The 18,608-nt window shown below is 49.2% G+C and carries 15 protein-coding genes; 8 read left to right on the plus strand and 7 right to left on the minus strand.

Features of this window, described 5'->3' with window-relative positions:
- Positions 1–16: 16 nt before the first annotated feature.
- Positions 17–1,153: a lactonase family protein gene (locus tag AB6805_RS24500; protein ID WP_370912089.1), complete on the plus strand. Its 1,137-nt coding sequence runs from the start codon at positions 17–19 to the stop codon at positions 1,151–1,153.
- Here the strand turns inward: AB6805_RS24500 and AB6805_RS24505 are convergent.
- The 4 genes from AB6805_RS24505 to AB6805_RS24520 all read right to left on the minus strand — a co-directional run bounded on the left by AB6805_RS24505 (position 1,134) and on the right by AB6805_RS24520 (position 5,735).
- Positions 1,134–2,255, minus strand: a complete 1,122-nt coding sequence (locus AB6805_RS24505; RefSeq protein WP_370912090.1) for a glycosyltransferase family 2 protein — start codon at positions 2,253–2,255, stop codon at positions 1,134–1,136. The genes AB6805_RS24500 and AB6805_RS24505 overlap by 20 nt on opposite strands.
- A gap of 38 nt (positions 2,256–2,293) precedes the next feature.
- Positions 2,294–3,049 carry a glycosyltransferase family 2 protein gene (locus AB6805_RS24510; RefSeq protein WP_370912091.1) on the minus strand — a complete coding sequence of 252 codons (756 nt, stop codon included), beginning with the start codon at positions 3,047–3,049 and terminating at the stop codon, positions 2,294–2,296.
- A 142-nt stretch (positions 3,050–3,191) separates the two neighbouring features.
- Entirely contained in the window at positions 3,192–4,853 is a 1,662-nt protein-coding gene (locus AB6805_RS24515; RefSeq protein ID WP_370912092.1) for a lectin, read from the minus strand.
- A gap of 237 nt (positions 4,854–5,090) precedes the next feature.
- Positions 5,091–5,735 (minus strand): HAD family hydrolase, encoded by a 645-nt coding sequence (locus tag AB6805_RS24520; RefSeq protein ID WP_370912093.1) that lies wholly within the window; start codon positions 5,733–5,735, stop codon positions 5,091–5,093.
- Between the two features lie 80 nt (positions 5,736–5,815).
- Here AB6805_RS24520 and AB6805_RS24525 point away from each other — a divergent pair, with 80 nt between their 5' ends.
- From AB6805_RS24525 to AB6805_RS24535, 3 genes are all read left to right on the plus strand, one after another.
- Entirely contained in the window at positions 5,816–6,871 is a 1,056-nt protein-coding gene (locus AB6805_RS24525) for a serine hydrolase domain-containing protein (protein ID WP_370912094.1), read from the plus strand.
- A gap of 221 nt (positions 6,872–7,092) precedes the next feature.
- Positions 7,093–9,441, plus strand: a complete 2,349-nt coding sequence (locus tag AB6805_RS24530) for a glycoside hydrolase N-terminal domain-containing protein (RefSeq protein ID WP_370912095.1) — start codon at positions 7,093–7,095, stop codon at positions 9,439–9,441.
- Positions 9,438–10,595 (plus strand): SGNH/GDSL hydrolase family protein, encoded by a 1,158-nt coding sequence (locus AB6805_RS24535; RefSeq protein WP_370912096.1) that lies wholly within the window; start codon positions 9,438–9,440, stop codon positions 10,593–10,595. Before AB6805_RS24530 ends, AB6805_RS24535 begins: the two co-directional genes overlap by 4 nt.
- A gap of 1 nt (position 10,596) precedes the next feature.
- Here the strand turns inward: AB6805_RS24535 and AB6805_RS24540 are convergent, their stop codons facing one another.
- Positions 10,597–11,475 carry an AraC family transcriptional regulator gene (locus AB6805_RS24540; RefSeq protein WP_370912097.1) on the minus strand — a complete coding sequence of 293 codons (879 nt, stop codon included), beginning with the start codon at positions 11,473–11,475 and terminating at the stop codon, positions 10,597–10,599.
- Positions 11,476–11,597: 122 nt separating this feature from the next.
- On the opposite strand from AB6805_RS24540, the gene AB6805_RS24545 reads away from it, so the two are divergent.
- The 4 genes from AB6805_RS24545 to AB6805_RS24560 are packed head-to-tail and all read left to right on the plus strand — an operon-like array spanning position 11,598 to position 16,578.
- Entirely contained in the window at positions 11,598–12,368 is a 771-nt protein-coding gene (locus tag AB6805_RS24545; protein WP_370912098.1) for an SDR family NAD(P)-dependent oxidoreductase, read from the plus strand.
- 13 nt (positions 12,369–12,381) lie between these two features.
- A complete protein-coding gene (locus tag AB6805_RS24550) occupies positions 12,382–13,707 on the plus strand; it encodes an alpha-L-fucosidase (RefSeq protein WP_370912099.1) in 1,326 nt (441 codons plus the stop codon).
- A 10-nt stretch (positions 13,708–13,717) separates the two neighbouring features.
- The gene (locus AB6805_RS24555) at positions 13,718–14,959 is read left to right on the plus strand and encodes an enolase C-terminal domain-like protein (RefSeq protein ID WP_370912100.1); all 1,242 of its coding nucleotides are present in this window, start codon (positions 13,718–13,720) and stop codon (positions 14,957–14,959) included.
- Positions 14,956–16,578, plus strand: coding sequence for a sodium:solute symporter (locus tag AB6805_RS24560; protein WP_370912101.1), 1,623 nt, complete (start codon positions 14,956–14,958; stop codon positions 16,576–16,578). The genes AB6805_RS24555 and AB6805_RS24560 overlap by 4 nt, the downstream gene beginning before the upstream one ends.
- A gap of 3 nt (positions 16,579–16,581) precedes the next feature.
- On the opposite strand, the gene AB6805_RS24565 is transcribed toward AB6805_RS24560, so the two are convergent.
- Together AB6805_RS24565 and AB6805_RS24570 are read right to left on the minus strand one after the other, a co-directional pair.
- Positions 16,582–17,259, minus strand: a complete 678-nt coding sequence (locus tag AB6805_RS24565; RefSeq protein WP_370912102.1) for a DUF2625 domain-containing protein — start codon at positions 17,257–17,259, stop codon at positions 16,582–16,584.
- Between the two features lie 74 nt (positions 17,260–17,333).
- Positions 17,334–18,509: a hypothetical protein gene (locus tag AB6805_RS24570; RefSeq protein WP_370912103.1), complete on the minus strand. Its 1,176-nt coding sequence runs from the start codon at positions 18,507–18,509 to the stop codon at positions 17,334–17,336.
- Between the last annotated feature and the right edge of the window lie 99 nt (positions 18,510–18,608).

Raw genomic sequence — 18,608 nt, forward strand, 5'->3', positions numbered from 1 at the left:
TTAAATCCTCATCACATTGCTACGTAAAATATTTTTTACCTTTGTTATTATGTTTTTCGGCGGCCTTGCTACACATGCGCAGCAGTACTATCTCTTTGTGGGAAGTTACAATCACAACAAGGAGAAAGATGGCGTATACCTGTTCAGGTTTAATGATCAGACCGGTACGTTACAACAGGTATCTGCCACTAAAGGCATTCTCAATCCTTCCTTTCTTACGTTATCGCCTGACGGGAAATATATTTACGCCTGCTCAGAGGCGCAAACGCCTAATGTAGGTGGTGTAAGCAGTTTTGCTTTCGACAGTGTTAAAGAAACGGTGACACTGGTGGACCGGCAGGACAGCGGCGGCGATAACCCCGCCTATGTGGGAGTAGATCCAACGGGTAAATGGCTTATCTGCGCCAATTACAGCGGTGGCAGCCTTTCCATTTTCCCGCTCACCGGCGGCGGACATATAGCGCCTGCCAAACAAACCATTGCTTTTAAAGACAGCAGCGTTGTACGCAGCCGGCAACTGAGCTCGCATATCCACGCGGCGGTTTTTTCTCCTGACGGTAAATATGCTTTTTTCCCGGACCTCGGTGCGGATAAGATCCATGCCTATCAATTGGCGCCGGAAGCGGCTGAGCCGCTGCAACCGGCCAATCCGCCGTTTGCCCGTACCACTCCCGGCAGCGGACCCCGGCATATCACATTTCATCCCCGGCTGCCAATGGCTTATTGTATTGAAGAAATCAGCGGCACCGTTGCGGCATATCAGTGCCACGCCGGTAAACTGGATAGCTTCCAACGGGTAGATGCCCGCCTGGAAAAACCCCAGGCCGATTATGGCAGCGCTGATATCCATATCTCCCCCGATGGCCGCTTCCTGTATGCTTCAACCAGGGAAGATGCCAACAGTATATTTATCTACTCCATCAACCAGCAGAACGGACGACTGAAACAAATAGGCGTTGAATCCACGCAGGGTAAACATCCCCGGAATTTTGTAATCGATCCTACAGGCAGGTTTTTACTGGTAGCCAACCAGAAAACGGGGAATATTGTTGTTTTTAAAAGAGATCAGAAAAGCGGGCTGCTAAAGAAAACAGGTGTGGAAGTAACGTTGCCCAATCCATCGTCTTTGCAAATCAGGGCTTACGCCAGATAATAAGGATCAGCATAAGCAACAGGAGATATAATACCCACTTTACTATTTTGTAGGTATTCGTTTTGAAGAAGATATTCTTCTTAATGGTACCGGTATCATCAAAACGTTCAGTGATCCTGGAAAGCTCGCCGTGGGTGAGCTTTCCCCATAATTCCCCTGCATCGTTTAATAATTTCAGGGTGGTGACATAAAACATCACCGGGAAGGAACTGCCCGGGAAACGTTTTTTGGTCATCACCGCGGTTGCCACCAGTTCCACGGGTAAGGTACCAATGGCAAACAGCAACACAGGAATGATCCAATAGGGTGCAGTAAACAGCAACACCAATGTTATTGCAACGCAAAGCAATATTGTTTCGGGCGTATTCAGCAAATTGCGGTAGGTATAAGTTGGATTGTATTTACCCAAACGGCTGTTGCCAATGCCATACCGGTAAGGACGTTTGTAGTTAGCGCGGCCATCATCCCACCAGGGATGCGTAACAGCCGCTTCCGGCAGTGATCTGAAATTCCGTTTGTTGTTATTGTCGCGTACATGCAGGAAGAAATCCACATCTTCACCGCCGCCGGCTTTTGGGTAATCAGTAGAAAAGCGCACATCGCCCACTGCACTTCTTTTTACCATGATATTCGCCGTTGCGCCCCAGGTAAAGGAGGGCTTATTCGCTGCCACAGAAAAGATATTTACATTGCCGTTGATGATGAGCGCCCTGGCAAAATCACCGGGTGGCGGCGGCAAATGGATAAGGCCAATGAACCCGGTTTCATCCGGATATGCGGCGGCAGCAGCGGCATACCTGAACAGGAGGTCATCTGTTACCATTACATCATCGTCCAGGAACAGGATCCAGTCGCCTTTTGAAACGGTTATACCACGGTTCCGGGTACCGGAAGCACCCAGGTTTTTTTCATTGATATAGAGAAACACCTGGTCGTTGTCTGCCAGTTCCCGGATACTTTCGGCAGGCACTATATCCGGGTTATCTGCCATCAGGTAAAACTTAATGACTACATCATCCGGCACCGGCAGGCGAAGCACCGGAAGCACATATTTTTCCTCCAGCCGGAAGGAAGGCATTACAACATCTATGGTGAGTTTCATACTTAACAGATAACAGTAGATAAATCAGGCTACATTCCTTACGGCGCCCAGAGGTCTTCTTCCCGCAGCAGCTTTTTCCTGTAACGTTTCAGCAGCATACGCACATACATCCACCAGCCCATTCCCCTGCGGATCAGTTGTAATTTATCTTTTAAAAATTGTGTGTCTTTATTGCCGGAGGAAAATCCCGTCATGTTATACAATACAATGGTAACAGGATAATGCTGCTTTTTAAAGGTGCGGTCGCCCCACACAAGGAGGTTAAGGGCATAATCAGCCAGCACTTTGTATTGCAGGTCGTAGGAATATTTCCGGAAAACGCTTTTCGGGTAGATAATGGATTGGTGGTTCATACAATACTTGGCGAGCCGGTATTCGCTGAAGCTGCCCTGTAAAAGCGGATATTCAACGGGGCCATTTGTATTGAACCCGGTGCTGTTGCCATAGTAAATGGTGTGGTCATCGCTGAGATGTGCCGAGAGTTCACTGAAGCCTGGCAGGAGGCGGTCGTCGCTGCCCAGAAAATATAACCAGTTTCCGGCTGCCATCAGGATACCTTTATTGAGTGCGTCATAGATGCCCTTATCCGGTTCACTCACCCATTTCAATATTTCCAGGCCGGATTCTTTTACGATAGTCAGGGTATCATCTGTGCTGCCTCCGTCTACAATCACCACCTCGATTCCTTTCACAGTCTGTTCCTTCACAGATTGCAGGCATTCTCTGAGGTGCTGACCGGCATTATATGTCGCTATAATTATGCTGATCAATACATCACCGGGTCGTTCATTCATTCGATATACTAGTTGATTACCGGGGCTAAAATTAGGGCTATTTGTTTGTTTTTTTATTTGGTTATTTGGATATTTTGTTGGGATAGCCCGGCATGATGTAACGCCATATCCAAATAACCAAATATTTAAAACAGGGGAATGTTTACTGGTTTACCCTGAACTTTTCAGTAGCCCCGATAGTAGTACGGTTGCAGGTCATAGGCTGTGTGCCGCCTTCGCTGGAAACATACTTACCATTGCTGCCTTTCAGGGAAATGGTGCCATCGCTGTTGCTGATCCAGTCGAACTGCTCCCAGGGACCAACAGCGGTACGGTTGCAGTTCATGGCCTGGGTTCCATTCTCTGAGCATACATAGAAGCCGCTGTTTACCAGCGCCACTTTGCCGCTGCCGGCGCTTACGACGGAGAACTGTTCCCATCCCTGCGCCGTGGTACGGTTGGCGTTCATGGGCTGGGCGCCGTTTTCGCTGCACACGTACAGGTTATTGGCGCTTTTGAGGGTAATGGTTTGTCCGACCGGCGCGCCGCCACCTCCGCCCACTACCGGCGCAGTAGGGCGGGTGGCAGTCAGGCCGATTTGTCCTTTCAGCATTTTGCCTCCGTCGCCGGTCAAACGCAGGTAGTAATCTGCGGAGCAAACCACGCCATCTTCATCCAGGGTTACAAAGTTGGAACCTGCGGGAATGAAGGAGGCGTTTTCCGCTGTTTTAGCGATCTGGTTGCCTTCATTGTATTCGTCGAACATAGAAATGTAAATACCCTGGGCGCCTACCCTTACCATGTTGTAAAACTGTCGCCACATGAAGTCGCCATGTGCGCGCTGGTGTTCCTGCAAATCGCCCGGCAGTACGCAGGGCTGATAGTCGATACCATTGTTGTTGCAATAAGCCTGGTCTGGTGTGTTTACATTGGTATAAAAATTATCTACGTCAGCGATATTGCCGATCCTGCCTACCATCCATGGTGAAATCATATTCAGCGCGCTGTAGGTGGCGAGGAAGCCAGGTCTGGAATCGCTGGTTTCGGTACGCCAATGCGTAGGTACGCCGCCAATTACATAGCAGCCCTGGTTTTTGAACCAGTTGATCACATCCAGGCATACGGCGGCTGACCAGGGGTGATTGGAATCGTTGAAGCCAAAGCCCCAGATACACACCACCGGTTTGCCGTTTTGTTTGGCGTAAGCGGAGGAGGAGGTGTAGGTCGACATTTTAGTGGTCCAGTCGGTTTTAATTTCCGACTGCATGTTGGTCCAGCCGCTGACATCATACATGATGTAAAACTTGCGGCCATAGTTTTCCGCGGCCGTTTTCATTTTTGCGGTAATGGCGTCGCGTACGGGTCCTTCGCTGCCATTAGGGTTAAAACGTTGCAGTGCGGCGGCGTCGATACCGTTTTGCTGCATCCACAGAAAGTGGGTGTTTACGGTTTGGTCGTTGAAAGAAGAGAACAGTTTCGCGGGTTGACCATTTCCCAGGTTGGCCCAGGCGGTTTGGTAGGTGCTGCTGTAATCCCTTACATCGGGCCAGGACTTAATACCATTATTCGTGGAAGAAGGCGATGCGCCCCAGTTCTGCGTCCAATGCCACCAGGCATTGATGGGGGAGCCGTCGCCATTAGCGGCAAACCAGCCCTGGTAGCCTACCGTAATTTTGCCGACTACGTCGCCTACAGGAGAGCCCAGTGCGTTGACGCCTGATTTTTTGCCATCGAGCGACTGGAGTGAATTGACGGCCTCTTTTTTGGAGCAGCCAACAGACAATGCAACAAGGGTTGCGAAGAGAAGATGCAACTTGTTTTTCATGTGTGGAACAATTGATGATGATTAGGAATTACTATCGGATTTGCTACCGTGGTTTTCTTAGAATAATGCCGGGCTACAGATAATGAAACGTGGAAGTTTCCTGGTGCAATTAAGGGGAGAGGCACTAATCAGTGCATTAATAAAGGGCTAATAAATCAATTAGGGCTGATTTTTTTTACCCGGAGCCGTAATGCGGTCTCCGGGTAGCGGATATAAATCGAGATCTACTGGCGCTGATCAGGGAAACCCGGCGTGTAATTCGTTAACGGTGTTAAAAATGTAATCCGGTAATGCAGCTTGTAATTCCTGCGTACTGCCGTAACCGTAGCCCACTGCAATGGCAGGTAAACGGTTTTTCTGTGCGCCTATAATATCGTGTTTACGGTCGCCCACCATAATGGTGTCGCCGGCGCTCAGTTGTTGTTCGGACATTACATAGCGGATCAGTTCCGCCTTATCTGACCGGGTACCATCCAGTTCGCTGCCATACACTGCCGTAAAATAAGGCTCCAGGTTAAAGTGCCGGATCACGATATCCGCAAATACCTGTGGCTTGGAAGTGGCAACAAACAGCCGCCGCCCCTGTGACCGCAGCGCAGTGAGTAATTCCGGGATACCTGCATATTGTTCATTTTCATAAATACCGGTTTCTTTGAAATATTCCCGGTAAGCGCCCACGGCCTCCCAGGCCTGTGATTCGCTAAAGCCATAATAATCGATGAACGATTGCTGCAGCGGGGGACCAATAAACGGCACGAGCTTTTGCAGGTCCGGTTCGAAGATGCCTGCCTTTGCCAACGCATACTGAACAGATTTCGTTATACCGGTTTTAGGATCTGTCAACGTACCATCGAGGTCAAATAAAATATTGCTGTATTTCATAACAACCGCAATATAATTAAAAAGAGGACGTTGAATAAGTTGGCGTTATTTCTTAGCTTACAACTGAATACAACTGTCACATGAATGATTTCTTCCGGAACTCCCTGTCCGCTATTACCGTTATTTTCTTACTGGCAGGATGCACCAAAAGTGAATCCCAAACCATTATTGCCACCGGTTACAGTGATGTGGACCAGGTACTGAGCGATTCTGTGCCTGTGGCTTTCGGCGGTAAGTGTTATGCAGTTATTCATGAAAATGGTAAAACAGTATATGCCAAAGGATTTGGTGGTTATACGGGAAGTACACGCCAGCTTATCGCCTCCTGTTCCAAATGGTTATCGGCGGCGGTGATCATGAGCCTGGTGGACGAAGGAAAAATAAAGCTCACTGACAGTGTGGGAAAATACCTGCCCGTTTTTACTACTTATCATAAGGGAGATATCACCATTGCGCAGCTCTTCTCCCATACATCCGGTTTCCCGGGAAATTCTTCCCAGGGATATGAATCCAATGTACTGATTACGCTTACACAGGCGGCAGATGGCATCGCGCGGAATGTAGCGCTGTTGAATCCGCCGGGTACTACCTTTTATTATGGCGGCGTAAGTATGCAGGTAGCCGGCCGTATCTGTGAAGTGGCATCCGGTAAAAGTTGGAAAGACCTCGCTGCTGATAAGATATTTACGCCCTGCGGCATGACCAATACTGATTTTGGTCTTACTGCCAATCCGCAGATTGGTGGCGGCGCCCGGAGCACTCCGGACGACTATATCCGCTTTCTCGACATGATCATGAACAAAGGCGTGGCTGCAAACGGCGCCCGTGTGCTCAGCGAAGCAGCGGTAACAGCAATGGAGGAAAGTCAGACTGCCCACGCTACCGTTACCTATTCCCCTTATCCCGCGGTACTGCTAAATACAAAAGATTTCTATGGCACCGGCAACTGGCGGGATGTAACCGGTCCGGGTGGTGCATTGATTGAAAACAGCAGCCCCGGCGCCTTTGGGAGCCATCCCTGGGTAAACCGCGATAAAAAGCGTACGGGTTTCATCTTCACTTTTATTGCCGCCAATGGCTACCTTTCCACCATGCCCACCTGTTTAAAGGTCCGCGCGCTGGTGAAGAATAAATAACGCACTCATTTTACCCGTCTGAAAGTATGTAAATACCATATTAAGTCAATATAGTGTCTGTTTTAGTCAATTTTCAGGGAGCACGGTTACCCCGTTGCCGTTAATTTTGATGGCATACAAATTCCACGGAAGAATCATATACCTATGGTCTGCCGCAGTCGGAGATTATTAATAGCAAGCGGGCACACAGCCTGCTACATCAAAAACGTTATCCGAAAAACATGAGTCAGCAACTTTTTTCTTTCAGGCGTGTTGTAATTGCCGGCATCGTGTTGATGGCCGGGTTTCGGCCATCAACCGCTGAAGCGCAGCAGCGGCCGTTACGACTCTGGTATAACAAGCCGGCAAAGGTTTGGGAGGAAACGGTACCACTTGGGAATGGACGCCTGGGGATGATGCCGGACGGCGGTATCGCCCGGGAGAAGATTGTTTTAAATGATATCACGCTCTGGTCCGGCGCGCCCCAGGACGCCAACAATTACGAGGCGTACAAACAACTGCCCGCTATCCGGCAGCTGCTGGCTGAGGGAAAGAATAACGAGGCGCAGGCGCTGATGGATAAATCATTTGTGTGTACCGGCAAAGGCTCCGGGGATGTGCCTTTCGGATGCTTCCAGATGCTGGGCGAGCTATCGCTGCAGTTCAGCTATCCAAAAGCGGATAGCCCTTCCCGTTATGAAAGGGCTTTATCATTGAATGAGGCCATTGCCACTACGGCATATACCATTAACGGGGTCGCCTATACGCGCGAATATTTTACGGACTTCAACGGCGACGTAGGCGTGATCCGCTTAACAGCCGGCAAGGGCGGACAATTGAATATGCGCGTCGCTATCAGTCGCCCGGAAAGAGCCACCATCCGTACAGAAGGGCAGGAGCTGCAAATGTCCGGCGAATTAAAAAGCGGCACCGCCAACCCTGGCATGAAATACCTGACCAGGGTACAGGCAAAGCTGAAAGATGGCCAGCTGCTAACGGACAGGGATACACTGGTTATAAAAGATGCCACGGAAGTGATCCTGTATGTATCCACAGCGACCGATTTCAGAAATGCCGGTTACCGGGAACAAACGAAACAACTGCTCGCTGCGGCCATGCGTAAAGGTTATGGGCAGCAGAAGCAACAGCATATCGCCGCTTTTCAGCGTTTATTCAACCGCGTTAGTATGGAATTGGGCGGCGCCAGTGCGGAGCAGGTGCCTACCGATCAGCGGCTCATCGATTTTCACAAAGCGCCGGCGGCGGACAACGGGTTGCCCGTATTGTTTTACCAATATGGCCGTTACCTGAGCATCAGCAGTACCCGCGTAGGTTTGCTGCCACCTAATTTACAGGGGCTGTGGGCCAACCAGATCCAGACGCCCTGGAATGGTGATTACCACCTCGATGTAAATGTGCAGATGAACCACTGGCCGGTGGAAGTGAGCAACCTGCCGGAGCTGAACCTGCCACTGGCGGAGCTGGTACACGGATTGGTGAAACCCGGCGAAAGAACTGCCAAAGCCTATTATAATGCAGAAGGATGGGTGGCGCATGTGATCACCAATATTTGGGGCTTCACGGAACCAGGGGAAAGCGCTTCCTGGGGTGTTACCAAATCCGGGTCGGGGTGGTTGTGTAATAATCTTTGGGAGCACTATGCTTTTACCAATGATAAAAAATACCTGGAAGATATATACCCGGTATTGAAAGGCTCTGCGGAATTTTACAGCAGTATGCTGATAAAAGATGACAAAACAGGATGGCTTGTTACTTCGCCCTCTTCTTCCCCTGAAAATTCTTTTTATCTGCCCAACGGCCAAACTGCCAGTATCTGCAACGGTCCTACTATTGATAACCAGATCATCCGCGAGCTGTTCATGAATGTGATCACCGCTGCCCGGACACTCGGCAAGGATGCTGCTTTTACCAACACGCTGACAGAGAAATTAAAACAGCTGCCGCCTGCAGGCAGGGTGGGTAAAGACGGACGATTAATGGAGTGGCTGGAAGAGTACAAGGAGACAGAACCCACGCACCGCCACATTTCACATTTGTATGGATTGTACCCCGCTTCGCTGATTACACCGGAAGCCACGCCGGAACTGGCCGAAGCCTGTAAAAAAACGCTGGAAGTGAGAGGCGACGACGGCCCCAGCTGGTCCATTGCCTATAAGTTATTATTTTGGGCAAGACTGCACGATGGCAACCGCGCCTTTAAATTGTTTGCAGGACTGATCAAACCCACTTATAATACAGACATCAACTATGGCGCGGGTGGCGGCATTTATGCCAACCTGTTTTCCGCGGGTCCTCCGTTCCAGATTGATGGTAACTTCGGCGGTGCAGCAGGACTGGCCGAAATGCTGCTGCAAAGTCATGCCGGCTTTATCGACCTGCTACCTGCTTTACCCGATGCGTGGAAGACTTCCGGTACGGTAAAGGGACTGAAAGCACGCGGTAATTATACGGTAGATATGACCTGGAAAAACGGCCTGGTTACCAATTACAGGATCCGCGGCGCCGCCACGCATAAAGTAAAAGTAAAGATCAACGGGGTCATAAAAGAGATACAACCAACGAAAATATGATCAGGAAAATAGCAGGATTTATATTAGGGATAGTCGTTACCGTTAGTATACAGGCGCAGGATAAATTTATCACACGTTACGGTCGCCTTGATAATGTAAGGTATCACATCAAAACAGACAAAAAGGCCACCATTACTTTCCTGGGCGGGTCTATCACCAATATGGAAGGCTGGCGTACGAAGGTGTGCGACTACCTTACGGCGGCATATCCGGCTACTGACTTCCGTTTCATCAATGCAGGTATTCCTTCGCTGGGTAGCTTGCCGCATGCATTCCGGTTTGAGCAAGATGTGCTAAGCAAGGGGAAGACCGACCTGCTTTTCCTGGAAGCAGCAGTAAACGACCGCGTGAATGGTACCAATGAAGTAACGCAACGTCGTGCTATGGAAGGGATCATCCGTCATGCGCTGAAAGCGAATCCGCAGGTGAATATTGTGCTGATGGCTTTTGTTGATGAGGACAAGATGGCCGACTATCATGCCGGTAAAGTGCCGGTAGAAGTGCAGGTGCATGAAGATCTTGCCAAAAAATACCATCTGCCGTTTATCAATCTTGCCAAAGAAATTACGACCCGCATTGATGCCGGTGAGTTTACCTGGAAAGATGATTTTAAAGACCTGCATCCTGCTCCTTTTGGTCAGCAGTTATATTTTAACGCTATAAAACGTTTGCTGGATGAAGATTTCAGCGCACGGGCGCCCAAACGTTTATTATCCGTGAAACTGCCCCGCGCGGCGGATCCGCTCAACTATGAAAACGGCGCCTACGGCGATATTCATGAAGCCGTTCATCAGAATGGCTTTCGCATTATTGCCTCCTGGGAGCCATCTGATAACGTAGGTACCCGCCCGGGATTTGTGAAAGTGCCGATGCTTGTGTCGGATACGGCGCGTGCCAGTGTTGACTATCCTTTCACCGGGAGGACTATTGGTATCAGCATTGTTTCCGGTCCGGATGCAGGTGTAATCAGCTATCGTATTGACGGCGGGGCTGTTCAGCAAAAGGATCTGCGCACGCAGTGGAGTAAAAGCCTGTACCTGCCGTGGTACCTTATCCTGGGCGATGACCTGAAGCCGGGTAAGCATATACTTAGTTTGCAAAAAGAAGGGGATGCTGCTGTTTGCCGCGTGGTGTATTTCCTGGTGAATAAATAAGTTAATCCAGCGAAGTCACTTCTCTTTTGTACTCTCTCGGAGTTTTTCCTTTAATTTTTTTGAAGAAGCGGTTAAAGTGCGTGGTATTCCTGTACCCGCACTTGTTGGATAATTCCACCATCGACATTTCCTTTTCCTGCAGCAGCCTGCAGGCGTAACCGATTCTTAGTTCATTTACAAAATGGGTAAATGATTTCTGTGTGCGGCTTTTAAAGAAGCGGCAGAAGGAGTGTACATTGATACCTGCTACAGCTGCTATTTCCGACAGCGGGATATCCCGTTTGAAATGACGGAAAATATATTTGAAGATATCATCCATCCTCGACTGGTCTTTATCGTTATACAGGTTTACATAGTTGGTGCCGGCCAGGAGTTTATATTCTTTGGTGGCCATCATCTTTTGTATCAGGGTCATAAAGGAGATGGTTTGCAGGAGGTCCTGCTGTTCCAGCATCTGCCGCATTAATGCCAGTATTTCCGCTTTAGCTTTGCCATGAAACTGGATGCCCCGCTGCGCCTTTTTTAACCAGGTTTTAACGGTGCTGGTATTGGCAAAGGGACTTAGATGCTCTACCAGCAGATCCGGCGAAATATACAATGCCAGCGACCTTGCCTGCAGTTTATCTTTTCCTTCAAAATATTTTTGTTCGTTATGCCATACATGCGGGGTACCGGAGCCTACGAATATCAGTTCCCCGCTTTCAAAGTAGCTGATGTTGTCGCCAATGATACGGCGGCCGGCGCTTTCCACTACATATACCAGCTGGCATTCGTGATGGAAATGGAACTCCGTGGAAAAATACGGTTGCGTAATTTCCTTGACCAGGTATACCTTTTGTTCGAGGGCTTTATCGCCCGGTATGGCAAAAAGAGGCTTCATATTATCCATCTAAAATAGGTAAATTCAGTAAATAAGTCAAAATAGTGTTGATTTAAGTCAATTTCACCGGGATGACCTACCTTATCCCTGCTTACTTTTGAATTATCCACGGAAAATGAAAAATGATGATACTGCAAGATAAAATAGTGCTGATTACCGGCGGCGCATCGGGCATTGGTGAGGCTTGCGCGCAGGTTTACGCAAAACAGGGCGCGACCGTAGCCGTAATTGATAAAGACGCAGCAGCATTGCAGCGTTTGAAGGAGTTGATGGGGGCGCCGCATATTTTCATCCGGGCAGATCTTAACAGTGGTGCTGCTATAGAACTGGCCATTCATAACGTATTACAAACGTTCGGCGTACTGCATGCCATTCACAATAATGCCGGTATTGCCAGTCCCTCGAAACCTTTACATGATACCACTGACGAGGAATGGGAACAGGTAATGAATGTAAATGTGCGGGGTATCTACTACACCACGCGGTACGGCATTGCCGCGCTGAAAGCGTCCCGCGGCTGCATCCTCAACACCAGCAGTATGGTAGGGGACATCGGCCAGGAAAACCATGCCGCCTATGCGGGCAGTAAAGGAGCGGTGAATGCACTTACCAAAGCAATGGCGCTCGACTATGCCGCAGATGGCATCCGGGTAAATGCAGTGGCCCCGGCAGGCGTATGGACGCCGATGCTGCGCCGGTGGAGCAGCGAACAGCCGGAGCCGGCGCGTATTGAGCAGTATCTCGATGGCATCCACGCGTTGGGATATTGCCCTGAAGCAGATGAGATCGCCGACGTATGTGCGTTCCTGTTATCTGAACAGGCGCGGTTTATTACCGGCTGCATAATGCCGGTAAGCGGCGGGGCAGAACTTGGATATAAGCATACCTTATAAAATAAAGTGAACAATGAAAAAATTAGCTACTTTCTGCTTGTTGTTGCTGGCATTCCAGGGCAAAGCCCAGACAAATGCACAGTTGGATCCCAAGATACTGACCAGCAAAAAAGTTATGGACCAGTTTATGGACCTGCGCTTTGGCCTGTTTATCCACTGGGGACCTGTAACCCTGCGGGGTACGGAAATAGGCTGGTCGCGCCATAGCAAGGTGCCGGCCGCCGACTACGACACCTTGTACCGCCAGTTTAATCCCGTGAAGTTTAATGCAGAGGAATGGGTAAAAACGGCCAGCGAGGCCGGTATGAAATACCTGACGATTACTGCCAAGCATCATGATGGCTTCTGTTTATGGCCATCTGCCTATACCGACTATAATATTACCGCTACCCCGTTTAAGAAAGATGTAGTAGGGCTGCTGGCAAAGGCCTGCAAGAAGTATAATATCAGGTTCTGTATTTATTACTCGGTGATCGACTGGCACCATCCGGAATACCCGATAGACAATCCGGATGATACAACGGGGAAGGGTATACGTAAAAACGCACGCATGGATCAGTATGTGGTGTATATGAAGCACCAGCTGAAAGAACTGGTAGAAGGCTACGATCCGTATATGCTGTGGTTTGATGGTCCCTGGGAAAGCGTGTGGACGCCGGAGATGGCGCTGGATGTATATGCTTATCTCAAAACGCTGAAGAAAGATCTTATCATTAATAACCGTCTTGGTAAAGCATTTTCCGGCACCGGTGCATCGGGTACTGCTACCTTCCTCGGTGATTTTGATACGCCGGAGCAGCGCATCGGCGACCTGGACATGAACACGCCCTGGGAAACCTGTATGACCATTTGTGAGCAGTGGGCCTGGAAGCCGGATGATAAAATGAAGTCGCTGCAAACCTGTATTCAAACACTGGCGAAAGTAGCCGGTGGTAACGGCAACTTATTATTTAATGTAGGTCCCCGCTCCGATGGCGCCATAGAACCTGCGCAGGTAGCACGTTTGAAAGAAATGGGCGATTGGCTCCGTAAGTATGGCGCTGCTATTTATCATACGCATGGCGGTCCTTACAATCCCAACAGTAAGTATGCGGCTACGCGGAGTGGCAATAAAGTATACCTGCATGTTTTTGATGCGGCACAGCAAACCATTGAAATTCCTGCTATGCCGGGTGTGAAAATTACTAAAGCATACCTGCTGAAAGGCGCTGCAGTGAAGCTGACTACAGCTGCCGATCAGTTCACGATAACACTGCCTGCTGTATTACCCGATGCCAATGACAACGTGGTGGTATTGGAAACGGATAAGCCGGCGCTGAGTGTTGCACCCATAAAATGAAAAAAATAAAATGATCAGTAAGATAGTTGTAAAAGATGCCCGGTTCCCTTTAACGGGTGGCGCCGGCAGTGATGCCATACATCAGAATCCCGTATACTCGTACACGGTAGCCTGTTTGTACGACGATAAAGGTAATTGCGGTACCGGCCTGGCTTTCACCCTGGGAGCAGGTAACGAGCTGGTATGCGCTGCTGCGCGGTTCTACGGCGAAAAGCTGGTAGGAAAGGAGCTGCCGGAAGTGATGGCTTCTTTCGGCGACTGGTTTAAACAACGTTCCGATGAGCAGCAATTCCGCTGGCTGGGACCTCACAAAGGAGTGGTGCACCTGGCTCTCGCTGCGGTAACCAATGCGTGCTACGACCTGTGGGCTAAACAGCAGCAGGTGCCGTTATGGAAATTGCTGCTGGATCTTACGCCCGAACAGCTGGTGAACACACTGGACCTGTCGTATCTGGAAGAAGTATTGTCCCGCGAAGACGCGATCCGGATGTTAACGGAGATGCAGGCTTCCAGGGTTTCCCGGGAGGGCGTGCTGCGCACGGGGTACCCTGCTTACGACACCTCTGCCGGGTGGTTTAATTATCCGGATGATCAGCTGGAGGCGAATTGCAAACGCGCACTGGACAATGGCTTTCGCGCATTGAAATTAAAGGTAGGTGCAAAAGATCCGGATACGGATATACGAAGAGCGCATATTGTAAGAAATGCCGTTGGCGATGAGATCAAAGTGATGGTGGATGCCAATCAGCAATGGAATCTGCCGCAGGCAATTGCTATTGGTAAAAGGCTTACCGCTATTAACCCTTACTGGATAGAGGAGCCTACGCACCCGGATGATATCCTGGCGCATAAAACGCTGGCGGATGCATTGAACCCGGTGAAACTGGCTTTGGGAGAACATGTGCCTAATAAAGTGATCTTCAAAAATTACCTGCAAACAGGCAGTGCCGGCTTTATACAAGTAGATGCAGTAAGAGTAGGGGGTGTGAGTGAATTTATTACGGTAAGCCTGTTATGTAAAAAGTTTGGCGTGCCGGTGGTGCCGCACGTGGGTGATATGGGACAGCTGCATCAACATCTTGTATTGTTTAATCATATCGGGATGGGACATGAGGCATTATTCCTGGAGCATATACCGCACCTGCGTAAGCACTTTGTTCATCCGGCACTTATTACAGACGGTTTTTACCAGACGCCTGAAACACCGGGCAGCAGTTGTGATCTGCTTTCCCTTAATACTTTTCCCGGATGATCGCTACTACCGATATTATCATCAGCATCTGCTATGTGGCCTTTATTGTAGGGCTGGGCTTCTGGGCCGGGTTATCCGGTAAGAAGAATGATTCCGCGGCGGGAGAATATTTCCTGGCAGGAAAATCATTGCGCTGGCCTATGATAGGCATGGCCTTATTTGCTACCAATATTTCCTGTTTGCACCTGGTAAGTCTTGCCCAGAGCGGCTTTGATACAGGGTTGCTGGCGGGTAACTTTGAATGGATGGCCGCCTTTACATTGATATTGCTGGCTCTTTTCTTTATTCCGTTTTACATCCGTTCAGGGGTGGCTACGTTGCCGGATTTCCTGGAGCGGCGTTACAACAGGGCGTGCCGCGACTGGCTGGCGATTGTTTCTGTGGTGTCGGCGATTGTGATCCATATTGCGTTTTCGTTCCTGGCGGGCGGAATTGTGCTGGAAACGTTGTTTGGTATAAACATGTTTACCAGCATTATCCTCATTGCACTGGTAACAGGTGCTTACACGATCGTAGGCGGGCTCCGGGCCGTGGTGGTAACTGAGTCCGTGCAAACGGTGGTGTTGCTGGCGGGCGCGGTGATCATTACGGTGTTGTCGTGGTGGAAGGTAGGCGGCTGGCAGCCGGTAGTGCAGGTATTGCAGGAAGGTCACCAGATGGATAAATTGTCGATGTTGCATCCGGCGGGCGATCCGAATGGATTGCCCTGGTATGCGGTATTCCTGGGATACCCGGTTATTGGCATCTGGTACTGGTGTGCCGATCAAACGATTGTGCAGCGGGTACTGGGTGCGAAGGACGAGCATCATGCGCGTACCGGTGCGTTGTTTTGTGGCTTTATAAAAGTGTTACCTGTTTTCATTTTCATTCTCCCGGGGCTGCTGGCGTATGTGCTGTTCAAACAGGGGCACCTGGACCTGGAAGTATTGCGGCAGGCGGATGGACAGCTGCATACAAAAGGCATTTATTCCGTTATGATTACGCGGCTGGTGCCTACCGGGCTGGTAGGCGTGCTGGTAGCGGCATTGCTGTCGGGCCTGATGAGCCAGATTTCCGGTGCGCTGAATTCTATTGCCACGCTGGTGAGTTATGATTTGTACAAGCGGAACCGCCCGCAGGCAACCGACCGGCAGCTCGTGAAAACAGGCCGTATTGCGGCGGTTTTAGCACTGTTTCTATCCATTGGGCTATTACCATTATTGAACAGGTATGAGAGCCTTTTTAACGGCATTAACGACGTTATATCGCATATTGCGCCGCCTATCACCTGCGTATTCCTGTTGGGGGTGTTCTGGAAAAAAGCATCTTCCCTTTCGGCGCAATATACTTTGTGGATAGGATCGGCGTTGGGAGCGGGAGTATATCTTACAGGCAAACTTTATCCTATCAACATACCGCCGCTGATGGTGGCTTTTTACCTGTTCGTGGTTTGCGTGGTACTGCAGGTGGTATTGTCGTTTGTATTCCCGGTGCAGCATACTGCTGAAAGCAACCGCCTTTACTGGGAAAGTCCGTTGGCGCCCTTGCGGGTAAAAGGGTGGCCGGGCCTTGCCAATTATAAAGTATTATCCACGGTGTTGCTGCTGATGATGGCAGTGCTGTACTGGTTTTTCAGGTAATATTTAATGCCCGGATTGTTTTTGCAGATCCATTTGCAGGAACCATAATTCTTCCACCGGCACGGCTTTTTTACTCGCGTTGTCCATGTCTTTTCCTTCTTTTGTAAACAGGAATGGCACAAAGCTGAATGCCTGGTTACCGTTCAGAGTTGCCAGGTCTTCACGCCAGCCTTTCCAGCGGAAGGCTTCATAAAAGCCATTAATGTCGCCGGAGCAGCAGAAGGAAATAAAATCGCTGTAACTGATCTCCATATTTTCCCATTCCAATGTATCGGGGGCAAAATAAAACACGCTGCCAATACCTTCCTGTGCGGCAATGCCACCGGCATTGATGGCGAAGAAGCCGCCTACCACATCATCTGCTATTAATAAAAAGCCGGGTTGCTCACCTGAATGCGTATACGATTTTCCGTCATTCCAGGCAGGTAATGTACGATCCAGTTTATCATGACCGGAGCCGAGTACCCGGATCCATCCATGATCTACGAGTAGTCCGCCGGTTTCATAGATGATGGCGCCCATCGGGGAGCGGGTGGTTACCTGGGTTTGATATAAAGCCTGCTCTGCGCGGGCGTTATCTTTCGGGAGAATTTCTATATGGTTGTTACCATCTTTGATCCATTCCTTTACCAGGTCCCAGCCTGGTTCTTTTGTATTTATCAGTTCATTAAGAGGTTTCATTTGCGCAAATTAAATAAAAAAACGCGGGTGAACAGCAGGTGTTCATCCGCGTTTTAAATAACCGTTAAGGTTGATTATTTTATCTTACGCTTTAATTCGTCGATTTCTTTTTGTTGTTGAATAAGGTATAACGTTAACTCTTCTACTTTTTGCAGGAGAAGTTTATTCATTTCTCCAACATCTACGCCATTTTCTTTTACATCTGCTGCTGTTGGGATTTCCGGAAGGTGCCCATTTTTAGTGATGAAGGTTTCAACTTCGTGTAGAGAGGGTAGTTTATATTCCGGGTGAAATACAAAGTCGGCCCAGTTAGCCTGTTGGGTTACTTTTATCCGCCTGGCGCCCAGTGTGCCTTCCACAGCTAATTTATAGTTATTAGGGGTGAGTGTGCCAATGCCGATGTTACCGCTGTTGGTCATTACCAGATTGTATCTTACCGGCAGCGCTGTGGTATCTGTATCTGTAGAAAAGAAGTAGAGGAGGCTATCGCTGGTGGCGCCAATGCCAAATTTCCGGATGCCTGCTTCCAGTTCAATAGATTGTGCGGTTCTTAATTTTATTGCTTTTCCCCAGCTGCTGGCAGTCCACGGGGCAGCGCCGGCAATTTCAAGCTTTGCGGTGGGGATGGGGGTGCCAATACCAACATTCCCGGAATAGTAATTAGTGCCGCCGAGCGAGTAGGTATTACCGGTGTAGGTGCTTCCATTGGTATTTACATAGCTGTCGATGGCAGTTTTGAACGTATGAGATACACTGCTGAGAGGCTCTGTATATGGGAGTGGACCGGAGGCAGTACCGTCATACACAGATACTTTATCATTATAACGGGAGCTATAGTTATAACTGGTGCTGCCCCGTAACCAAATGATAATAATCCTTGAAATATTTACCGAGGTTGCATCTTTCCAACCTGCTACAAATTTATTGTAGGGTACCGCAGGATTCGTATATTGACGGATATCTGCTTCAATAAAAGTGGAACCATTCCCCCAGTTATTGGTATGATACCTGAATGTGGCAATAATACTGCCTTTCCAGCTGTTTGTACCATCCTGGTGTACACTGGAGCGACCTATCTGAAGTTCTGAAGCTTCGTTATAGCCCCATGCGGAGTCTGTAAACACAACCGGGTAATATTTGTCTATATCGCCATTCACTACAAAGGTGCCGCGTACCTGGGCCCGGGAATGGAAGCTGCATAAGGTTAATAAACAGGCCAATAACAGGCCGGGTAACTGGATGAGTTTCATATGTATAGGTTTTAAAGAGAAAGCAAAAGTACAGGGTTTATATTATTATCAAAATAGCATTTTAATTTGATCCGATCATAAAAAAACCGGGTGCAATGT

The organism is Chitinophaga sp. RCC_12 (assembly GCF_041360695.1).
Classification (GTDB): Bacteria; Bacteroidota; Bacteroidia; order Chitinophagales; family Chitinophagaceae; genus Chitinophaga.

What these genes read in the sequence shown, in the direction of transcription:
- AB6805_RS24505 (WP_370912090.1), bottom strand. Translation starts at nt 2,255, where the DNA reads ATGAAACTCACCATAGATGTTGTAATGCCTTCCTTCCGGCTGGAGGAA.
- AB6805_RS24510 (WP_370912091.1), bottom strand. Translation starts at nt 3,049, where the DNA reads ATGAATGAACGACCCGGTGATGTATTGATCAGCATAATTATAGCGACA.
- AB6805_RS24515 (WP_370912092.1), bottom strand. Translation starts at nt 4,853, where the DNA reads ATGAAAAACAAGTTGCATCTTCTCTTCGCAACCCTTGTTGCATTGTCT.
- AB6805_RS24520 (WP_370912093.1), bottom strand. Translation starts at nt 5,735, where the DNA reads ATGAAATACAGCAATATTTTATTTGACCTCGATGGTACGTTGACAGAT.
- AB6805_RS24525 (WP_370912094.1), top strand. Translation starts at nt 5,816, where the DNA reads ATGAATGATTTCTTCCGGAACTCCCTGTCCGCTATTACCGTTATTTTC.
- AB6805_RS24530 (WP_370912095.1), top strand. Translation starts at nt 7,093, where the DNA reads ATGAGTCAGCAACTTTTTTCTTTCAGGCGTGTTGTAATTGCCGGCATC.
- AB6805_RS24535 (WP_370912096.1), top strand. Translation starts at nt 9,438, where the DNA reads ATGATCAGGAAAATAGCAGGATTTATATTAGGGATAGTCGTTACCGTT.
- AB6805_RS24540 (WP_370912097.1), bottom strand. Translation starts at nt 11,475, where the DNA reads ATGAAGCCTCTTTTTGCCATACCGGGCGATAAAGCCCTCGAACAAAAG.
- AB6805_RS24545 (WP_370912098.1), top strand. Translation starts at nt 11,598, where the DNA reads ATGATGATACTGCAAGATAAAATAGTGCTGATTACCGGCGGCGCATCG.
- AB6805_RS24550 (WP_370912099.1), top strand. Translation starts at nt 12,382, where the DNA reads ATGAAAAAATTAGCTACTTTCTGCTTGTTGTTGCTGGCATTCCAGGGC.
- AB6805_RS24555 (WP_370912100.1), top strand. Translation starts at nt 13,718, where the DNA reads ATGATCAGTAAGATAGTTGTAAAAGATGCCCGGTTCCCTTTAACGGGT.
- AB6805_RS24560 (WP_370912101.1), top strand. Translation starts at nt 14,956, where the DNA reads ATGATCGCTACTACCGATATTATCATCAGCATCTGCTATGTGGCCTTT.
- AB6805_RS24565 (WP_370912102.1), bottom strand. Translation starts at nt 17,259, where the DNA reads ATGAAACCTCTTAATGAACTGATAAATACAAAAGAACCAGGCTGGGAC.
- AB6805_RS24570 (WP_370912103.1), bottom strand. Translation starts at nt 18,509, where the DNA reads ATGAAACTCATCCAGTTACCCGGCCTGTTATTGGCCTGTTTATTAACC.